The organism is Devosia sp. Root413D1 (assembly GCF_001425235.1).
Lineage (GTDB): Bacteria > Pseudomonadota > Alphaproteobacteria > Rhizobiales > Devosiaceae > Devosia_A.
The window spans coordinates 506,506-524,266 of record NZ_LMEA01000012.1; the positions used below are offsets into that span (position 1 = coordinate 506,506).

General features: G+C 65.7%; 16 protein-coding genes. 1 reads left to right on the forward strand and 15 read right to left on the reverse strand.

Features of this window, described 5'->3' with window-relative positions; all coding sequences use genetic code 11:
- Nucleotides 1–254: 254 nt before the first annotated feature.
- The 15 genes from ASC89_RS24735 to ASC89_RS24805 form a co-directional block, all read right to left on the reverse strand.
- The gene (locus ASC89_RS24735; protein WP_055885800.1) at nt 255–1,025 is read right to left on the reverse strand and encodes an ABC transporter ATP-binding protein; all 771 of its coding nucleotides are present in this window, start codon (nt 1,023–1,025) and stop codon (nt 255–257) included.
- Nucleotides 1,022–2,053, reverse strand: a complete 1,032-nt coding sequence (locus ASC89_RS24740) for an iron ABC transporter permease (protein ID WP_056002994.1) — start codon at nt 2,051–2,053, stop codon at nt 1,022–1,024. Before ASC89_RS24740 ends, ASC89_RS24735 begins: the two co-directional genes overlap by 4 nt.
- Nucleotides 2,050–3,036, reverse strand: a complete 987-nt coding sequence (locus ASC89_RS24745; protein WP_056002996.1) for an iron ABC transporter permease — start codon at nt 3,034–3,036, stop codon at nt 2,050–2,052. Before ASC89_RS24745 ends, ASC89_RS24740 begins: the two co-directional genes overlap by 4 nt.
- Nucleotides 3,037–3,038: 2 nt before the next feature.
- Nucleotides 3,039–3,962, reverse strand: coding sequence for a Fe(3+) dicitrate ABC transporter substrate-binding protein (locus ASC89_RS24750; protein WP_056002999.1), 924 nt, complete (start codon nt 3,960–3,962; stop codon nt 3,039–3,041).
- Between the two features lie 288 nt (nt 3,963–4,250).
- The gene (locus tag ASC89_RS24755; protein ID WP_056003002.1) at nt 4,251–5,837 is read right to left on the reverse strand and encodes an ABC transporter substrate-binding protein; all 1,587 of its coding nucleotides are present in this window, start codon (nt 5,835–5,837) and stop codon (nt 4,251–4,253) included.
- 58 nt (nt 5,838–5,895) lie between these two features.
- Nucleotides 5,896–6,897: an ABC transporter ATP-binding protein gene (locus ASC89_RS24760; RefSeq protein ID WP_056003005.1), complete on the reverse strand. Its 1,002-nt coding sequence runs from the start codon at nt 6,895–6,897 to the stop codon at nt 5,896–5,898.
- Entirely contained in the window at nt 6,894–7,910 is a 1,017-nt protein-coding gene (locus tag ASC89_RS24765; protein WP_056003008.1) for an ABC transporter ATP-binding protein, read from the reverse strand. Before ASC89_RS24765 ends, ASC89_RS24760 begins: the two co-directional genes overlap by 4 nt.
- Nucleotides 7,907–9,094, reverse strand: coding sequence for an ABC transporter permease (locus tag ASC89_RS24770; protein WP_200940484.1), 1,188 nt, complete (start codon nt 9,092–9,094; stop codon nt 7,907–7,909). The genes ASC89_RS24765 and ASC89_RS24770 overlap by 4 nt, the downstream gene beginning before the upstream one ends.
- Before the next feature lie 8 nt (nt 9,095–9,102).
- Complete coding sequence (locus ASC89_RS24775) at nt 9,103–10,032, reverse strand: ABC transporter permease (RefSeq protein WP_156384759.1); 930 nt, start codon at nt 10,030–10,032, stop codon at nt 9,103–9,105.
- 91 nt (nt 10,033–10,123) lie between these two features.
- Nucleotides 10,124–10,618: a hypothetical protein gene (locus ASC89_RS24780; RefSeq protein WP_056003010.1), complete on the reverse strand. Its 495-nt coding sequence runs from the start codon at nt 10,616–10,618 to the stop codon at nt 10,124–10,126.
- 123 nt (nt 10,619–10,741) lie between these two features.
- Nucleotides 10,742–11,518, reverse strand: a complete 777-nt coding sequence (locus ASC89_RS24785; RefSeq protein ID WP_082533577.1) for an ABC transporter ATP-binding protein — start codon at nt 11,516–11,518, stop codon at nt 10,742–10,744.
- Nucleotides 11,518–12,306, reverse strand: a complete 789-nt coding sequence (locus ASC89_RS24790; protein ID WP_056003013.1) for an ABC transporter ATP-binding protein — start codon at nt 12,304–12,306, stop codon at nt 11,518–11,520. The genes ASC89_RS24785 and ASC89_RS24790 overlap by 1 nt, the downstream gene beginning before the upstream one ends.
- A 7-nt stretch (nt 12,307–12,313) precedes the next feature.
- Nucleotides 12,314–13,456, reverse strand: a complete 1,143-nt coding sequence (locus tag ASC89_RS24795) for a branched-chain amino acid ABC transporter permease (RefSeq protein WP_056003016.1) — start codon at nt 13,454–13,456, stop codon at nt 12,314–12,316.
- 2 nt (nt 13,457–13,458) lie between these two features.
- Nucleotides 13,459–14,487: a branched-chain amino acid ABC transporter permease gene (locus tag ASC89_RS24800; protein ID WP_056003019.1), complete on the reverse strand. Its 1,029-nt coding sequence runs from the start codon at nt 14,485–14,487 to the stop codon at nt 13,459–13,461.
- Nucleotides 14,488–14,559: 72 nt separating this feature from the next.
- Nucleotides 14,560–15,909 (reverse strand): substrate-binding protein, encoded by a 1,350-nt coding sequence (locus tag ASC89_RS24805; protein ID WP_055885834.1) that lies wholly within the window; start codon nt 15,907–15,909, stop codon nt 14,560–14,562.
- A 180-nt stretch (nt 15,910–16,089) separates the two neighbouring features.
- Between ASC89_RS24805 and ASC89_RS24810 the strand changes: the two genes are divergently transcribed.
- The gene (locus ASC89_RS24810; protein ID WP_056003022.1) at nt 16,090–17,712 is read left to right on the forward strand and encodes a helix-turn-helix domain-containing protein; all 1,623 of its coding nucleotides are present in this window, start codon (nt 16,090–16,092) and stop codon (nt 17,710–17,712) included.
- The last annotated feature ends 49 nt before the right edge of the window (nt 17,713–17,761 follow it).

The following is a 17,761-nucleotide window of genomic DNA, read 5'->3' on the forward strand; positions in this document are numbered from 1 at the left end:
GACTATGCAAACTTTTTGATTTTGAGATGGGGATAAGCGGGGTGAGGGAGGGGAAATGAGGTGTTGGTGGAGGTGGTTAGGTGGACGGTTGGCTAGCCGCTACCGCTGGTGCGGGCTGACCCCCACCCCTGTCCCCTCCCCCTAAACAAGGGGAGGGAGACCAAAACACCGGCCTATCAGTAAGCGTCTCCCTCCCCATGTTTAGGGGGAGGGATCAAGGGTGGGGGTCAGCCCGCACCGGCCATCCAGTCGGACTACCGCGGCGTAACCACCGGGGTGCCCGAAACGGGATCCGCGTAGACCTCGCAGTCGAGCCCGTAGACGTTGCGGATCAGCTCGGGCGTGACAACGTCCGTCGGCTTGCCCTCGGCGACGATCCGCCCTTCGTGCATCACCACCAGGCGGTCGCCATAGCGGGCGGCCTGGGCGATGTCGTGGAGGACGACGATGCTGGTCCGCCCTGCCCCATGCAGCTGGCGCACCAGGTCGAGGGTTTCCACCTGGTGCTTGATATCGAGGAAGGTCGTCGGCTCGTCGAGCATGACGTAAGGCGTGTCCTGCGCCAGCGCCATGGCGATGAAAGCCCGCTGCCGCTGCCCGCCGGAGAGCTCGGCCACCGGCTTGAAGCGCAACTCGGCGAGCCCGGTGGCGGCGATGGCCTGGTCGACCAGCTCGATATCCCGGGGCGAGCGGAGACCGAGCAGCGACTGATGCGGGGCGCGGCCGTAGCCCACCAGTTGCTCGACGGTGATCGCCGTCGGCACGACCGGGCTCTGCGGCAGGTAGGCAATGGTGCGTGCGACGCGCTTGGGATGATTGCGCAGCACGTCGAGCTCATCGGCATGGATGGTGCCGGTGCGCGGCTTCAGCAGCCGGCCGATGGTCTTGAGCAAGGTGGATTTGCCGCAGCCGTTGGGGCCGATCAGGATGGTGACCTCGCCGGTGGCGATGGTCAGGTCGATGTTCTCGACGATGGCGCGGTCGCGGCCATAACCGGCGGTGACGCCCTTGACCAGGATGCTCATGAGTCCTGCTCCGAAGTCGTCGTCAGCATGATGTAGATGAAGAACGGCGCGCCGATCAGCGCGGCGAGGATGCCGGCCGAGACCTCGATCGGCGGGGCGATGGCGCGGCCGATGCCATCGGCCAGCACCACCAGCAGCATGCCGACCAGCGCCGCCACCGGCAGCATCAGCCGGTGCGAGCCGCCGACCAGCCGGCGGGCAATATGCGGCGCCATCAAGCCGATAAAGCCCATGACCCCGACCACGGCGACGGAAACGCTGGCGAGGAGCGTGGCGACGAGCAGCAGCAGCAGGCGCTGGCGCGGCACGTTGAGCCCGATCCCGGTGGCGGTGGCCTCGCCGAGTGCAATCAGGTCGAGCCGGTAGGAGAGCAGCAACGCCACCGCGCTCAGCACGACGAGCGGCAGCCAGCTGACCGCGACATGGGCCCAGGTACGACCCCAGAGCGAGCCGGTGAGCCAGATCATCGGGGCCGAGCTTTCGCTGTCATTGGAGACGATCAGCAGGTAATCGACGCCGGCCTCGAAGACGAAGCCGACGGCGACGCCGATCAGCGCCAGGTGGATGGCCGAGAGGTTGCGATAATGCGCCACCACCATGACGAAGGCGGCGGCCACGAGGCCGCCGATACAGGCGGCGAGCGGCATCCAGACCTGCGGGATGTCGGGGAACACCAGCACCAGCACCAGCGCGAACAGCGCAGCGCCGGAGTTGATGCCGATGATGTTGGGGCTGGCTAAGGGGTTACGGATCACCGCCTGGATGATGGCGCCCGACAGCGCCAGCGCGGCGCCCGCCAGCAGCGCCAGCACCATGCGCGGCAGGCGCGACTTCATGATGATGTAGGTCTGCTGCTCGCCATCGAGGTTGAACAGCGTGTTGATGATGGTCTGGGTGGGGATCGGCACCGCGCCGACGCTGAGGCTCCAGAGCGCGGCGGCAATGACCAGCACGGCGAGCACGGCGATCAGGACGAGGCCGCGAAGCCTGCTGCGCGGCCTTGCCGGGGCGTGCACCACGGCGCTCATGCCATGTGCCTCGCCCGCAGCGTCGCATAAAGGAAATACGGCGCGCCGATCAGCGCGCAGATGACGCCGAGCGGCGTCTCGTAGGGAAAACGCACCAGCTTCGACACCACGTCGGCTGATAGCACCAGCCCTGCCCCGCCCAGCGCCACCGCCGGCACCAGCAGCCGATGGTTGGAGCCGAACCAGAGGCGGCAAAGATGCGGGATCACCAGCCCGACGAACATCACCGGCCCGGCCGCGGCGACGCTCGCCCCGGTGAGCACTGCAGCGAGCATGGCGCCGATGAAGCGCATGCGGCGCGGATCGACGCCCAACCCCTGCGAGGCGCCGTCGCCGAGCGCCAGGATGTTGAAGCTGTGCGCCATGAAGGTGCTGACGGTCAGTCCGCCGGCGGCCCAGAACACCAGCGGCAGCGCCTGGTCGAAACGAGCGGCGGAGATATCGGCCGAAGTCCAGCTGAGGACGAGCCGGGAGAGGTTGTCCTCGAGGGTGAAGGTAAAGCGCACGAAGGCGAAGCTGAAGGCGCCCACGGTGACGCCGGCGAGGATCAGGCGCATCGAGTCGAGCCGGCCGCCTAAGCCGCCGGCGATGCCGAAGGTGACGGCGCCGGCCAGCACTGCGCCGATGATCGCCATGGTGTCGAGATTGCCGATCATCAACGCCGGGAACACCAGCGCCAGCGCCACCCCGAGGGCCGCGCCCTGGTTGATGCCGAGCACCGATTCCGAGGCCAGCGGGTTGCGCGTCACCGCCTGGAGCGCCAGCCCCGCGAGCCCCAGGTTGATACCGATCAGCCCGGCGATCAGGGTGCGTGGCAGCCTGAGGTCGACCACTGCCGAACGCGCGAGGCTGCCGTCATCGACAAACAGCAGCTGCAGCACGTTGCCGATACCGACATCGCTGCGCTGCCCAATGGTCAACGACAGCAGTGCTGCGATGAGCACTGCTGCCGCAAGGAGCGCAAAACGGATGGCGACGGGCAAGCTTATTTCTTGAGGTTCTTGACGATCTCGACGAGGTTGGCGCCGCTGACTTCCGAAGCGATGACGCCGCGCAGGCGCGACCACTCGTGGGCGTTCACGTCGAAGAGGTTGCCGGTCTTGACCGCTTCGACATTGTCGTAGAGCGGCTGGCCGACCCAGCTGTCGGTGAGGCCGGGATCGGCGTATTTGCCGCGGATGATCACCTGCGGGTTGATCTCGGACAGCTGCTCCAGCGAGGTCTTGACGATGGCTTCCTCGTAGGTGTGCCCATCCGGCGTCGTCATGTTGTTCTTGAAGCCGAACCAGCTGAGCAGCGAGCCGTTATAGCTCACCGGCGAGTGGAGGAAGATGCCTTCGCCATTGTCGACGATGAACTGCGCCGACCAGGCGGAGACGTCGCCGATGGCGGCCTTGAAGCCCTCCATCTTGGTGGTGTGCTCGGCCAGCCGCGCCTCCATTTCTGCATCCTTGCCGACCGCGTGGGCGATGGTTTTGGCGGCCTCGAGCGCCACCTGGTAGGTGCCGGTGAGGCTGTCGAAGGCGATGGTCGGGGCGATCTCGCTGAGTGCGCCGTAGATCGCTTCGTGCCGGCTGGTATCGGCGATGATCAGGTCGGGCTGCAGCGAGGCGATAACCTCGAGGCTCGGCGACTTGCGGGTGCCGACCGATTTCCAGTCGTCGCCGATAACAGCGGTATAGGCGGGAACGATCGACTCTCGCGTGTCGTCGTCGGCGATGCCGACCGGCGCGACTCCCACGGCGGCAAGGCTGTCGACGAAGCTGTATTCGAGCACGACGATGCGCTTGGGTTCATCCGGCACCTCGGTGGTGCCGAGGTCGTGCTTGATTTCGACGGCCTGCGCCAGGGGCGCGACGGCCAGCATGATGACGCCCGCGAGCGTGGCGAGGATGGTTCTGTTGAACATGGATGACCCCAGGCTGATTGGCGGCATGTTCTCTGGCCGAAAACATGATTTGTCAAATCATGTTTGATTGGCACGAACACGGAGTTCGTGGGACCTTCCCCTCACCCTGACCCTCTCCCCAGAGGGGAGAGGGGACGCACTTCGCACGGGCAGCGCCACATCGCCCCCTCTCCCCTCTGGGGAGAGGGTCGGGGTGAGGGGCAGAGCACCAAGAGTCACAATCTGACGTGCACAAACGAAAACCCCGGCCTCTCACGAGACCGGGGTTCGTAGCACGCAGCAGCGCGCTTACTTCTCGATGGTGACCGCGTCGAAATACGGCACGTTCAGCGGCGAGCGCCAGAAGCCTTTCACGTAGGGCTTCATCATCATGTACTGGTTGCGGTGATACTGCGGCAGGATCACTGCATCGTTCATGATCAGCGCCTCGGCCTGGCGCATGTCGGCGAGAGATTGCTTCTCGTCATTGGTCGCCTTGGCGTCGGCGATCAGCTTGTCGTAATCGGCGTTCGACCAGTTGGCGAGGTTGTTGGCGCTGCCGGTGACGAAGTTGTCGAGGAAGGTCATCGGGTGCGGGTAGTCGGCGCCCCAGCCCATCTGGGCGATCTGGTACTCGACCTTCTGCACTTCGGGATAGAACACCTGCCACTCCGACGCCTGGATCTTGACGTCGATGTTGAGGTTTTTCTTCCACATCTGCTGGATGGCTTCGAGGAGCTTTTCGATCGGCGGCGACGAGTAGGTGACGAACACCGTGTCGGGGAAGCCGGCGCCATCGGGATAACCGGCCTCGGCGAGCAAAGCCTTGGCGGCATCGACTTCGGCGGTCGGGGCGAGGCCGAAGCTGTCCGAGCCGTCACGGAAGTCTTCGCCGGCAACGTTCATGCCGGGCGGGACCAATGCCATGGCCGGGATATCGGCCGACTGCAGCACGAACTCGACGATCTCTTCGCGGTCGATCGCCATCGACAGCGCCTTGCGGACGCGCACGTCGTCGAGCGGCTTCTGGTGCGGGTTGAAGAAGGCGTAGGTGGTGCCGAGCGCCGGCACGACGAGGAAGCCATTATTGTCTTCCGACGCGAGGCGCGGGATTTCCGGCGCAGGCACCGCCTCGACGCCATCGACATCGCCGGCCTCATAGGCGGCGAGCGCGGTCGCGGGATCGGGGATCAGCCGGAAGGTCAGCTTGTCGAGGCTGACATTGGCGGCGTTGTAATATTCGGGGTTCTTCTCGAGGACGATCGACTCACCGAAGTTCATCGCTGTAACGCGGAACGGGCCGGTGCCGATATAGCTGGCCGGCTTGCGGGTCCAGCCTTCGGGATCGGCGGCAACGATATCCTCGCGCACCGGATAGAAGGTGGAAAAGCCGAGCAGCTGCAGCATGTAGGGCACGCGCTGCTTCAGGGTGAAGGTGAGCGTGTGGTCGTCGGTGGCCGAGATCGCCACGTTGTCCTTGCTTTGGTCGGCGTAGAACTCTTCGGCGCCGGCGATGCCATAGAGCATCTGGCTGTTCTTGGCGCCCGAGGCCGGGGTCAGGACGCGCTTCCAGGCATAGACGAAATCACCTGCGGTCACGGGCTTGCCGTCCGACCACTTGGCGTCGGCGCGCAGCTTGAAGGTGTAGGTGAGGCCATCATCGCTGATGGTCCAGCTCTCGGCCAAAGCCGGCACCACGGCGCCATCCGAGGCGTATTTCACCAGGCCCTCGAAGGCGTTGCCGATGATCGGCGTGGCGAAGGTCTCGGCCGTGGTACCCGGATCGTAGGCGGCGGATTCGTTGTTGACCACGTAGGTCAGCTCGCCGGCGGCCCAGACCGGACCGACCGAGGCCAGCAGAGCCGCGGCAACCAGCGGCAGCAATCGCTTCAGCATAAGTTTCTCTCCTGTTTTGCGGGCCGTTGTCCGGCCCTGTTGAAAGTCAAAAAACGGTTCAGGCGGCGACCGCCTGGCCGGCCATCACCTCGGCCGCATAGTGGCAGGCGGCGAGGTGACCGCCGCCGACGTCGCTGAGTGGCGGCTCGACCCGGGCGCAGAGTTCGGTGGCAAAGGGGCAGCGGGTGCGGAAGCGGCAACCGGATGGGATATCGATCGGGCTTGGGATCTCGCCGCGCATCGGCGCCACGTCGCGGCGTGCCTCGGGGTCGGCCACCGGGATCGAGGCCAGCAGCGCCTGGGTGTAGGGGTGGGCGGGGGCGCGATAGAGCTTGTCGTTGGAGGCGAGCTCGACGATCTTACCCAGGTACATCACCCCGATGCGGTCGGAGATGTGGCGCACCATCGACAGGTCGTGGGTGATGAACAGGTAGGTGAGGCCCAGCTCTGCCTGCAGGTCCTCGAGCATGTTGACCACTTGGGCCTGGATCGACACGTCGAGCGCCGAGATCGGCTCGTCGCAGATCACCAGTTCGGGGTTGAGCGCGATGGCGCGGGCGATGCCGATGCGCTGGCGCTGGCCGCCGGAGAATTCGTGCGGGAAGCGATGGGCGTGGTCGGCGTTGAGGCCGACCCGCGCCAGGAGCTCGGCGACCCGCTGCGCCCGCGAGGCAGCAGTGCCGATGCCGGCGATTTCCAGCGGCTCGGCGATCAGGCTCTGGACCGTCATGCGGCCATTGAGCGAGGCATAGGGATCCTGAAAGATCATCTGCATGCGCCGCCGATACGGCACCAGTTGCCGCTCGGGCAGGTCGGCGATATCAACGCCATCGAACAGCATCTGGCCGGAGGTCGGCTGGAACAGCCGGATCAGGGTGCGCGCCAGGGTGGATTTGCCGCAGCCGCTTTCGCCCACCAGCCCGAGCGTCTCGCCCCGGCGGATCTCGAGGTCGACGCCGTCGACCGCCTTCAGCAGTGGCCGGTTGCGGCCGAACAGATCGCCCGGCAGCGAGAAGTGCTTAGTGAGGTTTTTGAGTTCGACCAGCGGGGTATCGGTCATGCGGGAACGAGCTCGGCGGTGATGCCGGCGACACGCGGCGCCTGGGGGTGGTGCAGCCAGCAGCGGGCACGGTGCACCGGGCCGGCATCATAGAGCGGCGGCAGCGCGGCGTTGCACTGCGCCATGGCGTGCGCACAGCGCGGCGCGAACGGGCAGCCTTTGGGCGGGCGCAGCATATCGGGGGGCGAACCGGGGATCGGGGTCAGTCGGTGGTGGGTGTCGTCGCGGAGATCGGGGATCGAGGCGAGGAGGCCGCGCGTGTAAGGGTGTGACGGGCGGGCGAACAGCTCGCGCACCGGCCCCTCTTCCATCACCATGCCGCCATACATCACCAGCACCCGGTCGGCGGTTTCGGCGATGACGCCGAGATCGTGGGTGATGAGGATCACCGCCATGCCGAGCCGGCCCTGCAGCTCCTTGAGCAGCGCCAGGATCTGGCGCTGGATGGTGACGTCCAGCGCCGTGGTCGGCTCGTCGGCGATCAACAGCTTGGGGTCGCAGGCGAGCGCGATGGCGATCATCACGCGCTGGCGCATGCCGCCGGAGAACTCGTGCGGGTAGGATCTGAGGCGCTTCGCCGCCGAGGGGATGCGCACCAGCTCGAACAGTTCGATGGCGCGGGCGCGCGCCGCGGCGCGGGTTACCTTGCGATGCCTCAGGATGGTTTCGATCACCTGTTCGCCGACGGTGAGGGTCGGGTTCAGCGAGGTCATCGGATCCTGGAAGATCATCGAGATGTCGTTGCCGCGCAGGGCGCTCAGCTCATCCTCGTCGAGCGTCAGCAGGTCACGGCCCTCAAACAGCGCGCTGCCGTCGATGACGCGACCGCTGCTGCGGAGGAGGCCCATCAGGCTCATGCAGGTGATCGACTTGCCCGAGCCGGACTCGCCGACAATGCCGAGGATCTCCCCGGCGCGGAGCTCGAACGAGACGCCGCGGACCGCCTTCACCTCACCGCGCGAGGTGAAGAAGCTGGTCGAGAGATTGCTGACCGAAAGCAAGGGCGTGCTCATGTGCGCAACCGTGGATCAAGTGCATCGCGCAGGCCGTCGCCGAGGAAGTTGAAGGCGAACATGGTGAGGCTGATGGCGGCGGCCGGGAAGAACAGCTGGTAGGGATAGGCGCGCAGCGTCTCCACCGCTTCGGAGGTCAGGGTGCCCCAGCTGGCCTCGGGCGGGGTGACGCCGAGCCCGATGAAGCTCATGAAACTCTCGATGAAGATGGCGCTCGGGATCAGCATGGTGAGCGTCACGAGGATCGGACCGACCGAATTGGGCAGCAGGTGCCGGACCAAAATGCGCGGCGTCGAGGCACCCATGGTGCGGGCAGCAGCGACGTAATCCTGCTGCTTCAGGGTCAGGATCTGGCCGCGCACGATGCGCGCCATGTCGACCCAGTAGACCGAGCCGATGGCCAAGACCACCGACAGGAAGCCGGAGTTGAACACTACCATGATCAGGATGACGTAGAGGGTCAGCGGGATGGTCGAGATCACCTCGACGATGCGCATCATGATGGTGTCGGCCTTGCCGCCGAGATAGCCGGCGAGACCGCCGTAGAATACGCCGATGAAGAAGTTCACCAGCGTCGCGACAAACGCCACGGTCAGCGAGATGCGGGCGCCATAGAGTTGGCGGGCCAGCACGTCGCGGCCGAGCTGGTCGGTGCCCAGCAGGTTGCTCATGTTCCACTGCCAGCCGCCGGGGGCGAGCGCTGCGCCATCGGCAAAGCTCAGCTGCTGCTTGGCGGTATCGAGCACCACCTCCCGATCGCCGAACTTGAACTGCTGCTGCTTCTTGATCAGGTCTTTCTTGGCTGGCCGGAGCAGCCCGGCAACTTCGCCTGATGGCGTCACCTCGTAGAGGTTGAGGTTGCCCGAGTTGAAGAAGAAGCGCGTCGTCGCGCCGGCGCTGTCGGTGACGGCATAAGTCTGGAACAGCGGCGGTACGTTGGAGAGTTTGAGATCCTGCTCGAAATAGGTGTGCCGCGACAGCATCGGCCCGAAGATCGCGGCGAGCACCAGGAGGATAATGAAGCCGAGCCCCAGCATGGCCGGCTTGTTGGCCCAGAGGCGTTTCCGCACATCCTGCCAGAAGGTGAGGCTGGGCGCGGCGATATACTCGGCGGCGGCGCCGTCCCGCGTCGCCGGGACCCACATTTCAGGCGCGATCTCAATGGCGACCGTTTGGTCGGTCATTCGGTCGGTCATTTGGCGTCGGCCCGATATTTGATGCGCGGGTCGAGCACGAGGTAGAGCATGTCGACGATGAAGATCATCACCATCAGCACGGCGGCATAAAAGATGGTGATGCCCATGATGGCGGTGTAGTCGCGGTTGGTGATCGACAAGACGAAATGCCGGCCGATGCCGGGCAGCGCGAAGATCTGCTCGATGACGAAGGAGCCGGTGAGGAGATTGGCGACCACCGGACCGAGCACCGTCACCACCGGGATCAGCGAGTTGCGCAACCCATGCTTGAACAGCACGGTGCCGCGCTTCAGCCCCTTGGCCTTGGCGGTCATCATGTAATCCTGCTGCAGCGTCTCGAGCAGGCTCGAGCGGGCCAGCCGGGCGATGAACGAGATCCAGAACCCCGACAGCGCAAACACCGGCAGGAAATAGCCGCGCCAGTCATCGAGCCCGAAAGTCGGTACCCAGCCGAGCCGTAAGGCGAAGACATAGAGCGCCACGGTGGCGATGACATAGGAGGGAACGGCGACGCCGATGGTGGCGATCACCATCACCAGCGTATCGGGCCAGCGGTTGCGGTTCAGCGCCGCGACAATGCCGAGCGGTACGCCGAGCGCCACCACGCAGATCAGCGCCAGGGCGCCGGTCTTCATGGTGACCGGCAAGCCCTCGGCGATGATCTCGTTGACGCTCATCCCGGCATATTTGAACGACGGGCCGAGATCGAGGCTCAGCACGCCCCGGAGGTAATTGAGGTATTGCAGCCAGAGCGGATCATCGAGGTGATACTTGGCGTTGAGTGCCGCCTGGATCTCGGGCTGCAGCATCTTTTCGGAGGTGAACGGGCCTCCTGGTACGGCATGCATGAGAAAGAAGGTCAGCGTGATGATGGCGAACAAGGTCACCAGCATCAGCAACAGGCGCTGCACAACATAGGCCGTCACTTGGACAGGCCCGCTTGGCCCCGGACTCGCAAAACTTTAGCCCCACTATAATCGGGACATATCAGCACCTTGGCGGCGCCGGCGCAACTGGTCAGATGGTGAAGCGGCTGCGCAGGATCAGGAAACAGGCAGCGGCAGGGACGACGAGGGCACGGGCGGCTTCGACCTTTTCGGCCGGATAGGCGCCCTCGACCTCGAGCAGGTTAACGCTCCCCAGCATTTCGCCGCCGGCGACCACCGGGATATTGATGGCCGAGCCGCAGCCGAGCGAACGGATCAGCGTCAGGTCGGGAAAATCCTGCTCCATCGCCTTGACCGAGTTGGCCGAGTAGATGAAGCGCTCGGTGCGCATCTTCTCATAGGTGTCGTCAAAGACGATCGGCTTGGTACCGAGCACCGGATAGGCCACCTCGTCGCTCGAATAGACCCGCCGCACATAGCCGCCGGCCGGGTTGTCGGCGGTCATGGTGAAAAGCTTCACCCCGACCAGCGCCTCGGCCAGCCGATGCAGCGCGGCGCCGACATCGCGCTCGGTGCGGTAAGTGGCGAGCGCCTCGGCAAAGGCGTCATGCGGCGACTGGGTCAAGGCGTGGTCTCCGAGAAGGCGTTGAATACCCTTCTCAAATCAGACTCGGGCCGGAAAGGGAACGGGGTGCGGCAAGACCGCACCGGCTCACACGGCGCTCGCCAACTCGATGCGAGCGGCCCTTCAGAGCGCCAGGTACTCGCGCCGCAGCGCTTCGTCGGCGAGCACGTCCCGGGCGAGGCCGGTGAAAGCGACTTCGCCGGTGTCGAGGATCACCGCGCGATCGGCGAGGCGGAGCGCGGCGACGGCGTTCTGCTCGACGATGATGGTGGTGATGCCGAGCGCCTTGATCTCGTTGAGGATGCGTTCGATTTCCTCGACGATGACCGGGGCGAGCCCCTCATAGGGCTCATCGAGCAGCAACAGCTTCAGGTTGCGGGCCAGTGCCCGGGCGATGGCCAGCATCTGCTGTTCACCGCCCGACAGCGTCACGCCCTCCTGGCGGCGGCGTTCGGCGAGCCTGGGGAAATGCGAGTAGATCCGCTCGAGCTCCCAGCCGTGCCCGGGGGCGACCTGGGCGATGGTGAGATTTTCCTCGACCGTCAGACCCTGGATGATGCGGCGATCCTCCGGCACCAGCTGAATGCCGGCGCGCGCCGCTTCGAACGACTTCATTTTGTGGATCGGCTGGCCGTCGAGCCAGATCTCGCCCGCCTGCAGGGCCGGGTTGTCGACCCGAGCGATGGTGCGCAGCGTCGAGGTCTTGCCGGCGCCGTTGCGGCCCAGCAGCGCCAGGATTTCGCCGTGCCGGATATCGAAGCTGACGCCCTGCACGATGTAGCTCTCGCCGTAATAGGCGTGAATATCCCTCGCGGCAAAGTACGGGCCGTCGTGCGGCACGACGCGTTCGGCGCTGCGGGCGGTGGTGCTGAGATCAGTGTCCATGGCGATCGCGCTCATCAGTGCACCGCCTCGAGCCGGTGGGCGCCGCCGAGATAGGCCTCCTGCACCTTGATATTGCCACGCACCTCATCGGGCAGCCCCTCGGCAATGATCCTGCCGCCCGACAGGACGGAGATCTTGTCGGCCAAGGAGAACACGACATGCATGTCGTGTTCAATGATCACCTTGGTCATGCCGCGCGCCTTGATCTTCTGTAAGAGGTCGATGGTGGTGTTGGTGTCGTGCCGCGACATGCCGGCGGTCGGCTCGTCGAGCAGCAGCAGGCGCGGATGCTGGATCAGGCACATGGCCAGCTCCATGCGCCGCTTGTCGCCGCGGCTCAGGGCGCCGGCATGGGACAGCCGGCGATCGGCGAGGCCGACATCCTCGAGGATCGCCTCGGCTTCGTCGCGCAGCGCCGCTTCGCGCTCGACGCTGCGCAGCACATTGACGCGGAAGGCGCCATCGCGCCTGGCGAAGGCCGGCACCATGACGTTCTGCAACACCGTCAGATCGGGGAAAATCTCGGGGGTCTGGAACACCCGGGCGACGCCGAGCTGGTTGATCTGGTGCGGCTTCTTGCCGGTCAGCACCTGGCCATCGAACACCACGGCGCCGCTGGTCGGCGCCAGCCGACCGATGATCACGTTGAGCAGCGTGGATTTGCCGGCGCCGTTCGGCCCGATAATGGCGTGAGTCTGGCCCTCTTCGACTTCGAGGTCGATGTCGGACAAAGCGTGCAGCCCGCCGAAATTCTTGCTGACGTCATCGACATGCAGGACGACATTGCGTTCTGTGGTTGTCATCTTGGCGCTACTCCGCCGGCTGGACGCGCATGGCGCCGGCTTTGGGTGGGTTGCCCCGGCGGAACAGCGCGCCGATACGGCGCACGCCCTCCATGATGCCGCCGGGCAGGAACACCACGACCAGGACGAACAGCAGCCCCAGCGTCAGCTGCCAGCCTTCGCCGACGAACTTGCTGGCGATGGCGACGACGGTGTCGTGCAGCGGGGCGGGAATGAAGTCGAAGAAGCGGCTCAAGATGCCCTCGTTGAAGGACGAGAAGATGTTCTCGAAATACTTGATCAGCCAGGCACCCATCACCGGCCCGATCAGCGTGCCGACGCCGCCGAGGATGGTCATCAGCACCACCTCGCCGGAGGCCGTCCACTGCATGCGTTCGGCGCCCGCCAAAGGATCGGTGACTGCCAGCAGCGCCCCGGCGAGCCCGGCATACATGCCCGAGATGACGAAGGCGGTGAGCGCATAGGGGCGGGTGTTGAAGCCGGTATAGCTCATCCGCATCTGGTTGGATTTGATGCCCCGCAGCATCATGCCGAAGGGCGAGGCGAAGACCTTCTGGGCAAAGAAGAAGGCGATGAGCAGCACCACGGCGCAGAAATAGAAGCCGCTGAGCCCGCTTAAAGTCACGCCGAACAGGCTCGCCGTCGGCAGGCCGGCACCGCGGGTGGTGAAGGCGAGGTCGATGAGGCGCGGATCCTGCAGCGTCAATTGCAGCGAGGTCTCGCCATTGGTGATCGGGGTCAGCACCGAGTAAGCGAGGTTGTAGCTCATCTGGGCGAAGGCCAGGGTCAGGATGGAGAAGTAGATCCCCGATCGCCGGAGGCTCAGGAAACCGATGACCAGCGCGAACAGCCCGGAAATCACCACCGCGAGGAGCAGCGCCGGCAGCGCGTCCATGGTCAGGAGCTTGAACGACCACACGGCGGTATAGGAGCCGACCCCGAGGAAGGCGGCATGGCCGAAGCTCAGGTAACCGGTGAGCCCGAACAGGATGTTGAAGCCGATGGCGAAGATCGCGTAGATCGCGAATTTCTGCATCAGGCCCGGATAGTTGGCGCCGAACGGCGCCGTCCATACCGGCATGGTGACGACCACCAAGGCGAAGAGCGCGAGGATCAGCGCGTCGCGGCGGGAGAGCTGGAACAGCGCCATGGTCAATTCTCCATCATGCCGCGGCGGCCGAACAGCCCGCGCGGCCGGACGAGGAGGATCACCACTGCCGTCAGGTAGATGATGATCTGATCGATGCCGGGCAGGATCGACTTGATCTGGTTCATCGAGGCAAAACTCTGCAGGATCCCGAGCAGGAACCCGGCGGCCACGGCGCCCGGCAGCGAGCCCATGCCGCCCACCACCACGACGACGAAGCTCAGCACCAGGAAATCCATGCCCTGGTGATAGTTGGGCGGCAGCAGCGGGGTGTACATCACGCCGGCGAGGCCGGCGACCACCGCGGCAAGACCGAACATGATGGTGAAGCGGCGGTCGATATTGATGCCGAGCAGCCCCACCGTCTCACGATCGGCCATGCCGGCCCGCACCACCATGCCGAAGGTGGTGAAGCGCAGGAAGCCGAACACCGCGGCGATGACGCCGGCCGAGAACAGGAAATACACCAGCCGCCACAGCGGATAGGTCAGCGCCCCCGGTGCAAGGCCGATCAGCGCCCCGACATCGGCGGCGCCGCGCAGCGCGGTGGGCATGGCCTGGCTGATCGGGTTGGGCCCGAAGATCGCCTTGACGATCTCCTGCAACACGATGGCGAGGCCGAAGGTGACGAGAATCTGCTCGGCGTGCGGACGCTTGTAGAAATGCTTGATCAGCCCGCGTTCCATGACGATGCCGATGACCAGCATCACCGGGATGGCGAGGAGGATTGAGAGCGGCACCGACCAGTCGATCAGCACCGCCCCCCAATCGCCGAACCAGGTCTGGGCGAGCGGCGTGCGCACTTCGAGCGCGGTGCCCCAGGCGGTGGTCTGGGTGGGGTCGACGGTGACGGTTTCGAGGGTGATCAGGTAGCGGAAGGTGACGGCACAGAAGGCGCCGAGCATGAACAGCGCGCCATGCGCGAAGTTGACGACGCCGAGGGTGCCGAACACCAGGGTCAGCCCGAGCGCGATCAGCGCGTAGGCGCCGCCCTTGTCGAGGCCGTTGAGAAGTTGCGCGAGTATGGCGTCCATGGTCCGCTGCCCTGTTGGTGCCAGAGTAGCCGCTCCGGCTGGATCGCAGCCGGAGCGGGCCTCAGGTGTCGATCAGCAGGCGACCGCGGTGTCGGGACCGAGCTCGCCGCCGAAGATCGCCGGATCGTAGGTGACGCTTTCCTTGGAGGCGGTGGCGACCACTTCGAGCAGGTCGAACGGGTTGGCCGGCGCTTCCTTGCCCTTCACCACATAGACTTCCTTGAAGCACTGGTGGTCTGTGGCGCGGTAGCTGGTCGGACCGTTCCCCATGCCGTCGAACTCGAAGCCCTCGAGGGACTTGATGACCTCTGGCGGATAGAAGGTGCCGGCGCGTTCGCAGGCATCGGCATAGAGCAGTGCCTGGACGTAGGAGGTGTGGGCGGCCTGGCTCGGCGGCTGGCCGAACTTGGCGCCGAACGACTTGGTAAAGGCCTTGCTGGCGTCGTCGGGCAGCTGCCAATCCCAGTTCGAGGTGCCGTAAATGCCCTTCATGGCATCGCCGGCGCCCTTGGCCATCAGGTCGGAGACCAGCGGCACGACGATCTCGAACTGCTTGCCGTTGGCCTGCTTGTCCTTCATGCCGAACTGCACCGCCTGGGTGAGCGAGTTCACCATGTCGAAGCCGTAATGGTTGAGGATCAGCACGTCGGCGCCGGAGTTGAGCACCGGTGTCAGATACTGGCTGAAATCGCCGGCGCCCACCGGGGTGCGGACCGGCGCCAGGGTCTTCCAGCCGAGCGCCTCGGTGGCGTTCTTCATCGACTCTTCCTGGGTCCAGCCCCAGGTGTAGTCGGCGGTCAGGTGGTAGGCGACGCGATCCTTGCCATAAGCATCGCCGAGCACTGGCCCCAGCGCGATGCCCGACTGATAGGCGTTGAAGAAGTGGCGGAAGCCGTAGCGCTTCTTGTCCTTGCCGGTGGTGTCGTTGGAGTGGGTGAGCGCCGCCATGAAGATGACGCCCTTTTCCTGGCAGAGCCCCTGCACGGCGATCGCCACTGCCGAGGAGGAACCGCCGGTGATCATCACCGCGCCATCGCGCTCGATCATGCGGCGCGCCGAGTCGCGGGCGGCATCGGCCTTGGTCTGGTCGTCGCCGGTGACGCCCACCACCTTCTTGCCGAGGATACCGTTGCCCTTCAAAGTCTTCGACGAGAAGAACGGGATCAGGCCGCCATCGCCGCCGCCATTGAGGTGCTCGACGGCGAGCTCGTAAGCGCGCTGCTCGTCGGCGCCCTCATCGGCATAGGCGCCGGTCAGCGGCATGTTGAAGCCGATGGTGACGGTGTCACCGGTCGGTGCGTTGCAGAATTCCTGGGCATAGGCGCCCCGGGTGAAAATCAGCGGCGAAACGCCGGTCGCCAGAATGCCGGCAAGGCCGCCCTTCAGCACGCCGCGGCGGCTGAAGTTCCCAGAATTGGTCATTAGCTCCTCCTCATGCGCGGCGGGGCACGGTGCATTGCCATGCGCCTCACAGCGATGCGCCACTATCCGGCGGTCTGCAAAGCTGCGCAACAGGTGACTGATATTGCTCAGCATTTCTGTAAATCATTGGCCTTGCTCGGCTGCCGATGTGTCAATAGATTGACAATCCAGGGGAGATACATGCGCGCGCCGATCGGGCTCAAGATCAGTTCACGTCGCCGGGCATTGGGGGTGTCGCAGGCCGCGCTCGCGCGCCGCGCCGGAATTTCCGCGAGCTATCTCAACCTGATCGAGCGCAACAAGCGCCATGTCGGCGGCTCGCTGCTGATCCGCCTCGCCGAAGAGCTCGGGGTGGAACTCAGCGAACTCAGCGGCGATGCCGAGCACCGGCTGATCGCCGAACTCGACGAAGCCTTCGCCGATCCGGTGCTCGAGGGCATCGACATGCCGGCGTCGCGCGATCTGGTGGCGCAGCAGCCGGCCGCTGCGCGCGCTATCGCCCGCCTCCGCCGCGCCTATCTCGGCGCCACCGCCAATGCCGACAGCTATGCCGACCGGCTGCGGACCGATCCGCTGCTGGCGCAATTGCTGCACCGCATCCTCTCCGGCATCACCGCCGTCCGCTCCACCGCCGAAATTCTCGAGGATGTCACCGATCTCGAGGAAGGCGAGCGCGAGCGGTTCGTCGAAACGATCACGCGCGAGACGCGCGGGCTCACCGATGTGGCGCGCAGCCTGATCGGCCAGTTCGAGGTCGATGCCCGGGGCCGGCGCACGCTGTCGCCGATCCGCGAACTCGACGACCTGATCTTCGAGCGTGACAATTACTTCCCGGGGCTCGAGGCCGTCGCCGCCGAGTTGCGGGCCGAGATCGAAGCCAGCGGCCCGTTCGGCGAAGCTGCACTTGCCGCCTGCCTTGCAGCCAAGTTCGGGGTCAGCGTCTCCCGCAGCGCCGATCGCGAGGTGGATGCTGCCGGTTTCCCCGGCCAGTATCACTTCAACTCCAATACCCGCACCATGTGGTTCCAGGCGAGCGCCGGCGCCGCCACCCGGCAGTTCCAGCTCACGCGGCTTTACGCCGAACTCAGCGCCGCCGACGCCATCGAGCGTGAAGTCGACACCCCGCAACTGTCGACTGGCACGGCGCGGCGGCTTGGCTATCGGGCGCTCAGCTCCTACCTCGCCGGCGCCATGGTGTTTCCCTATGCGCAGTTTCTCGCCGATGCCGAAGCGCAGCGCTATGACATCGAGACGCTGCGCCAGCTCTACACTGCGAGCTTCGAGCAGGTGGCGCATCGCCTGGTTTCGTTGCGCAAACCGGGCGAGCCCGGACTGCCGTTCGGGTTCCTGCGCTCCGATGCGGCGGGGCGATTGACCAAGCATTTCCCCCTGCCCGGCCTGCCGCTGCCAAGTGCCGGGCACGCCTGCCCGCGCTGGGTGATCTATGGCGCGTTCCGCACGCCGCGGACGCTGGCCCGGCAGATCGCGCAGTTCGCCGACGGCTCGCGCTACCTGTTCATTGCCAGCGCGCAACCGCGACAGGGCGCCGGCTATGCCGACCACGCCATTCCGACCTCGGTGATGCTCGCCTGCGATGTGCTGCATGCCGATCGCACGGTTTACGGCGCCGGCCTCGATCTCGGCGACAGCAGCGCCGACGTACCGGTCGGGCCGAGCTGCCGCCTCTGCCCGCGGCGCGATTGCGCCGACCGGCAGGAAGAAGCCTTCACCACGGCGGGCGAGCCTGCCGCCATCCGGGCGCCGCTGGTGCCCCGGCGTTTCGACATTGGCGAGCCGGACTAGTTATGCCTAAGTAGGCCAAGCCTGATTGGGAGGTCGGGCAGGAGGGGGA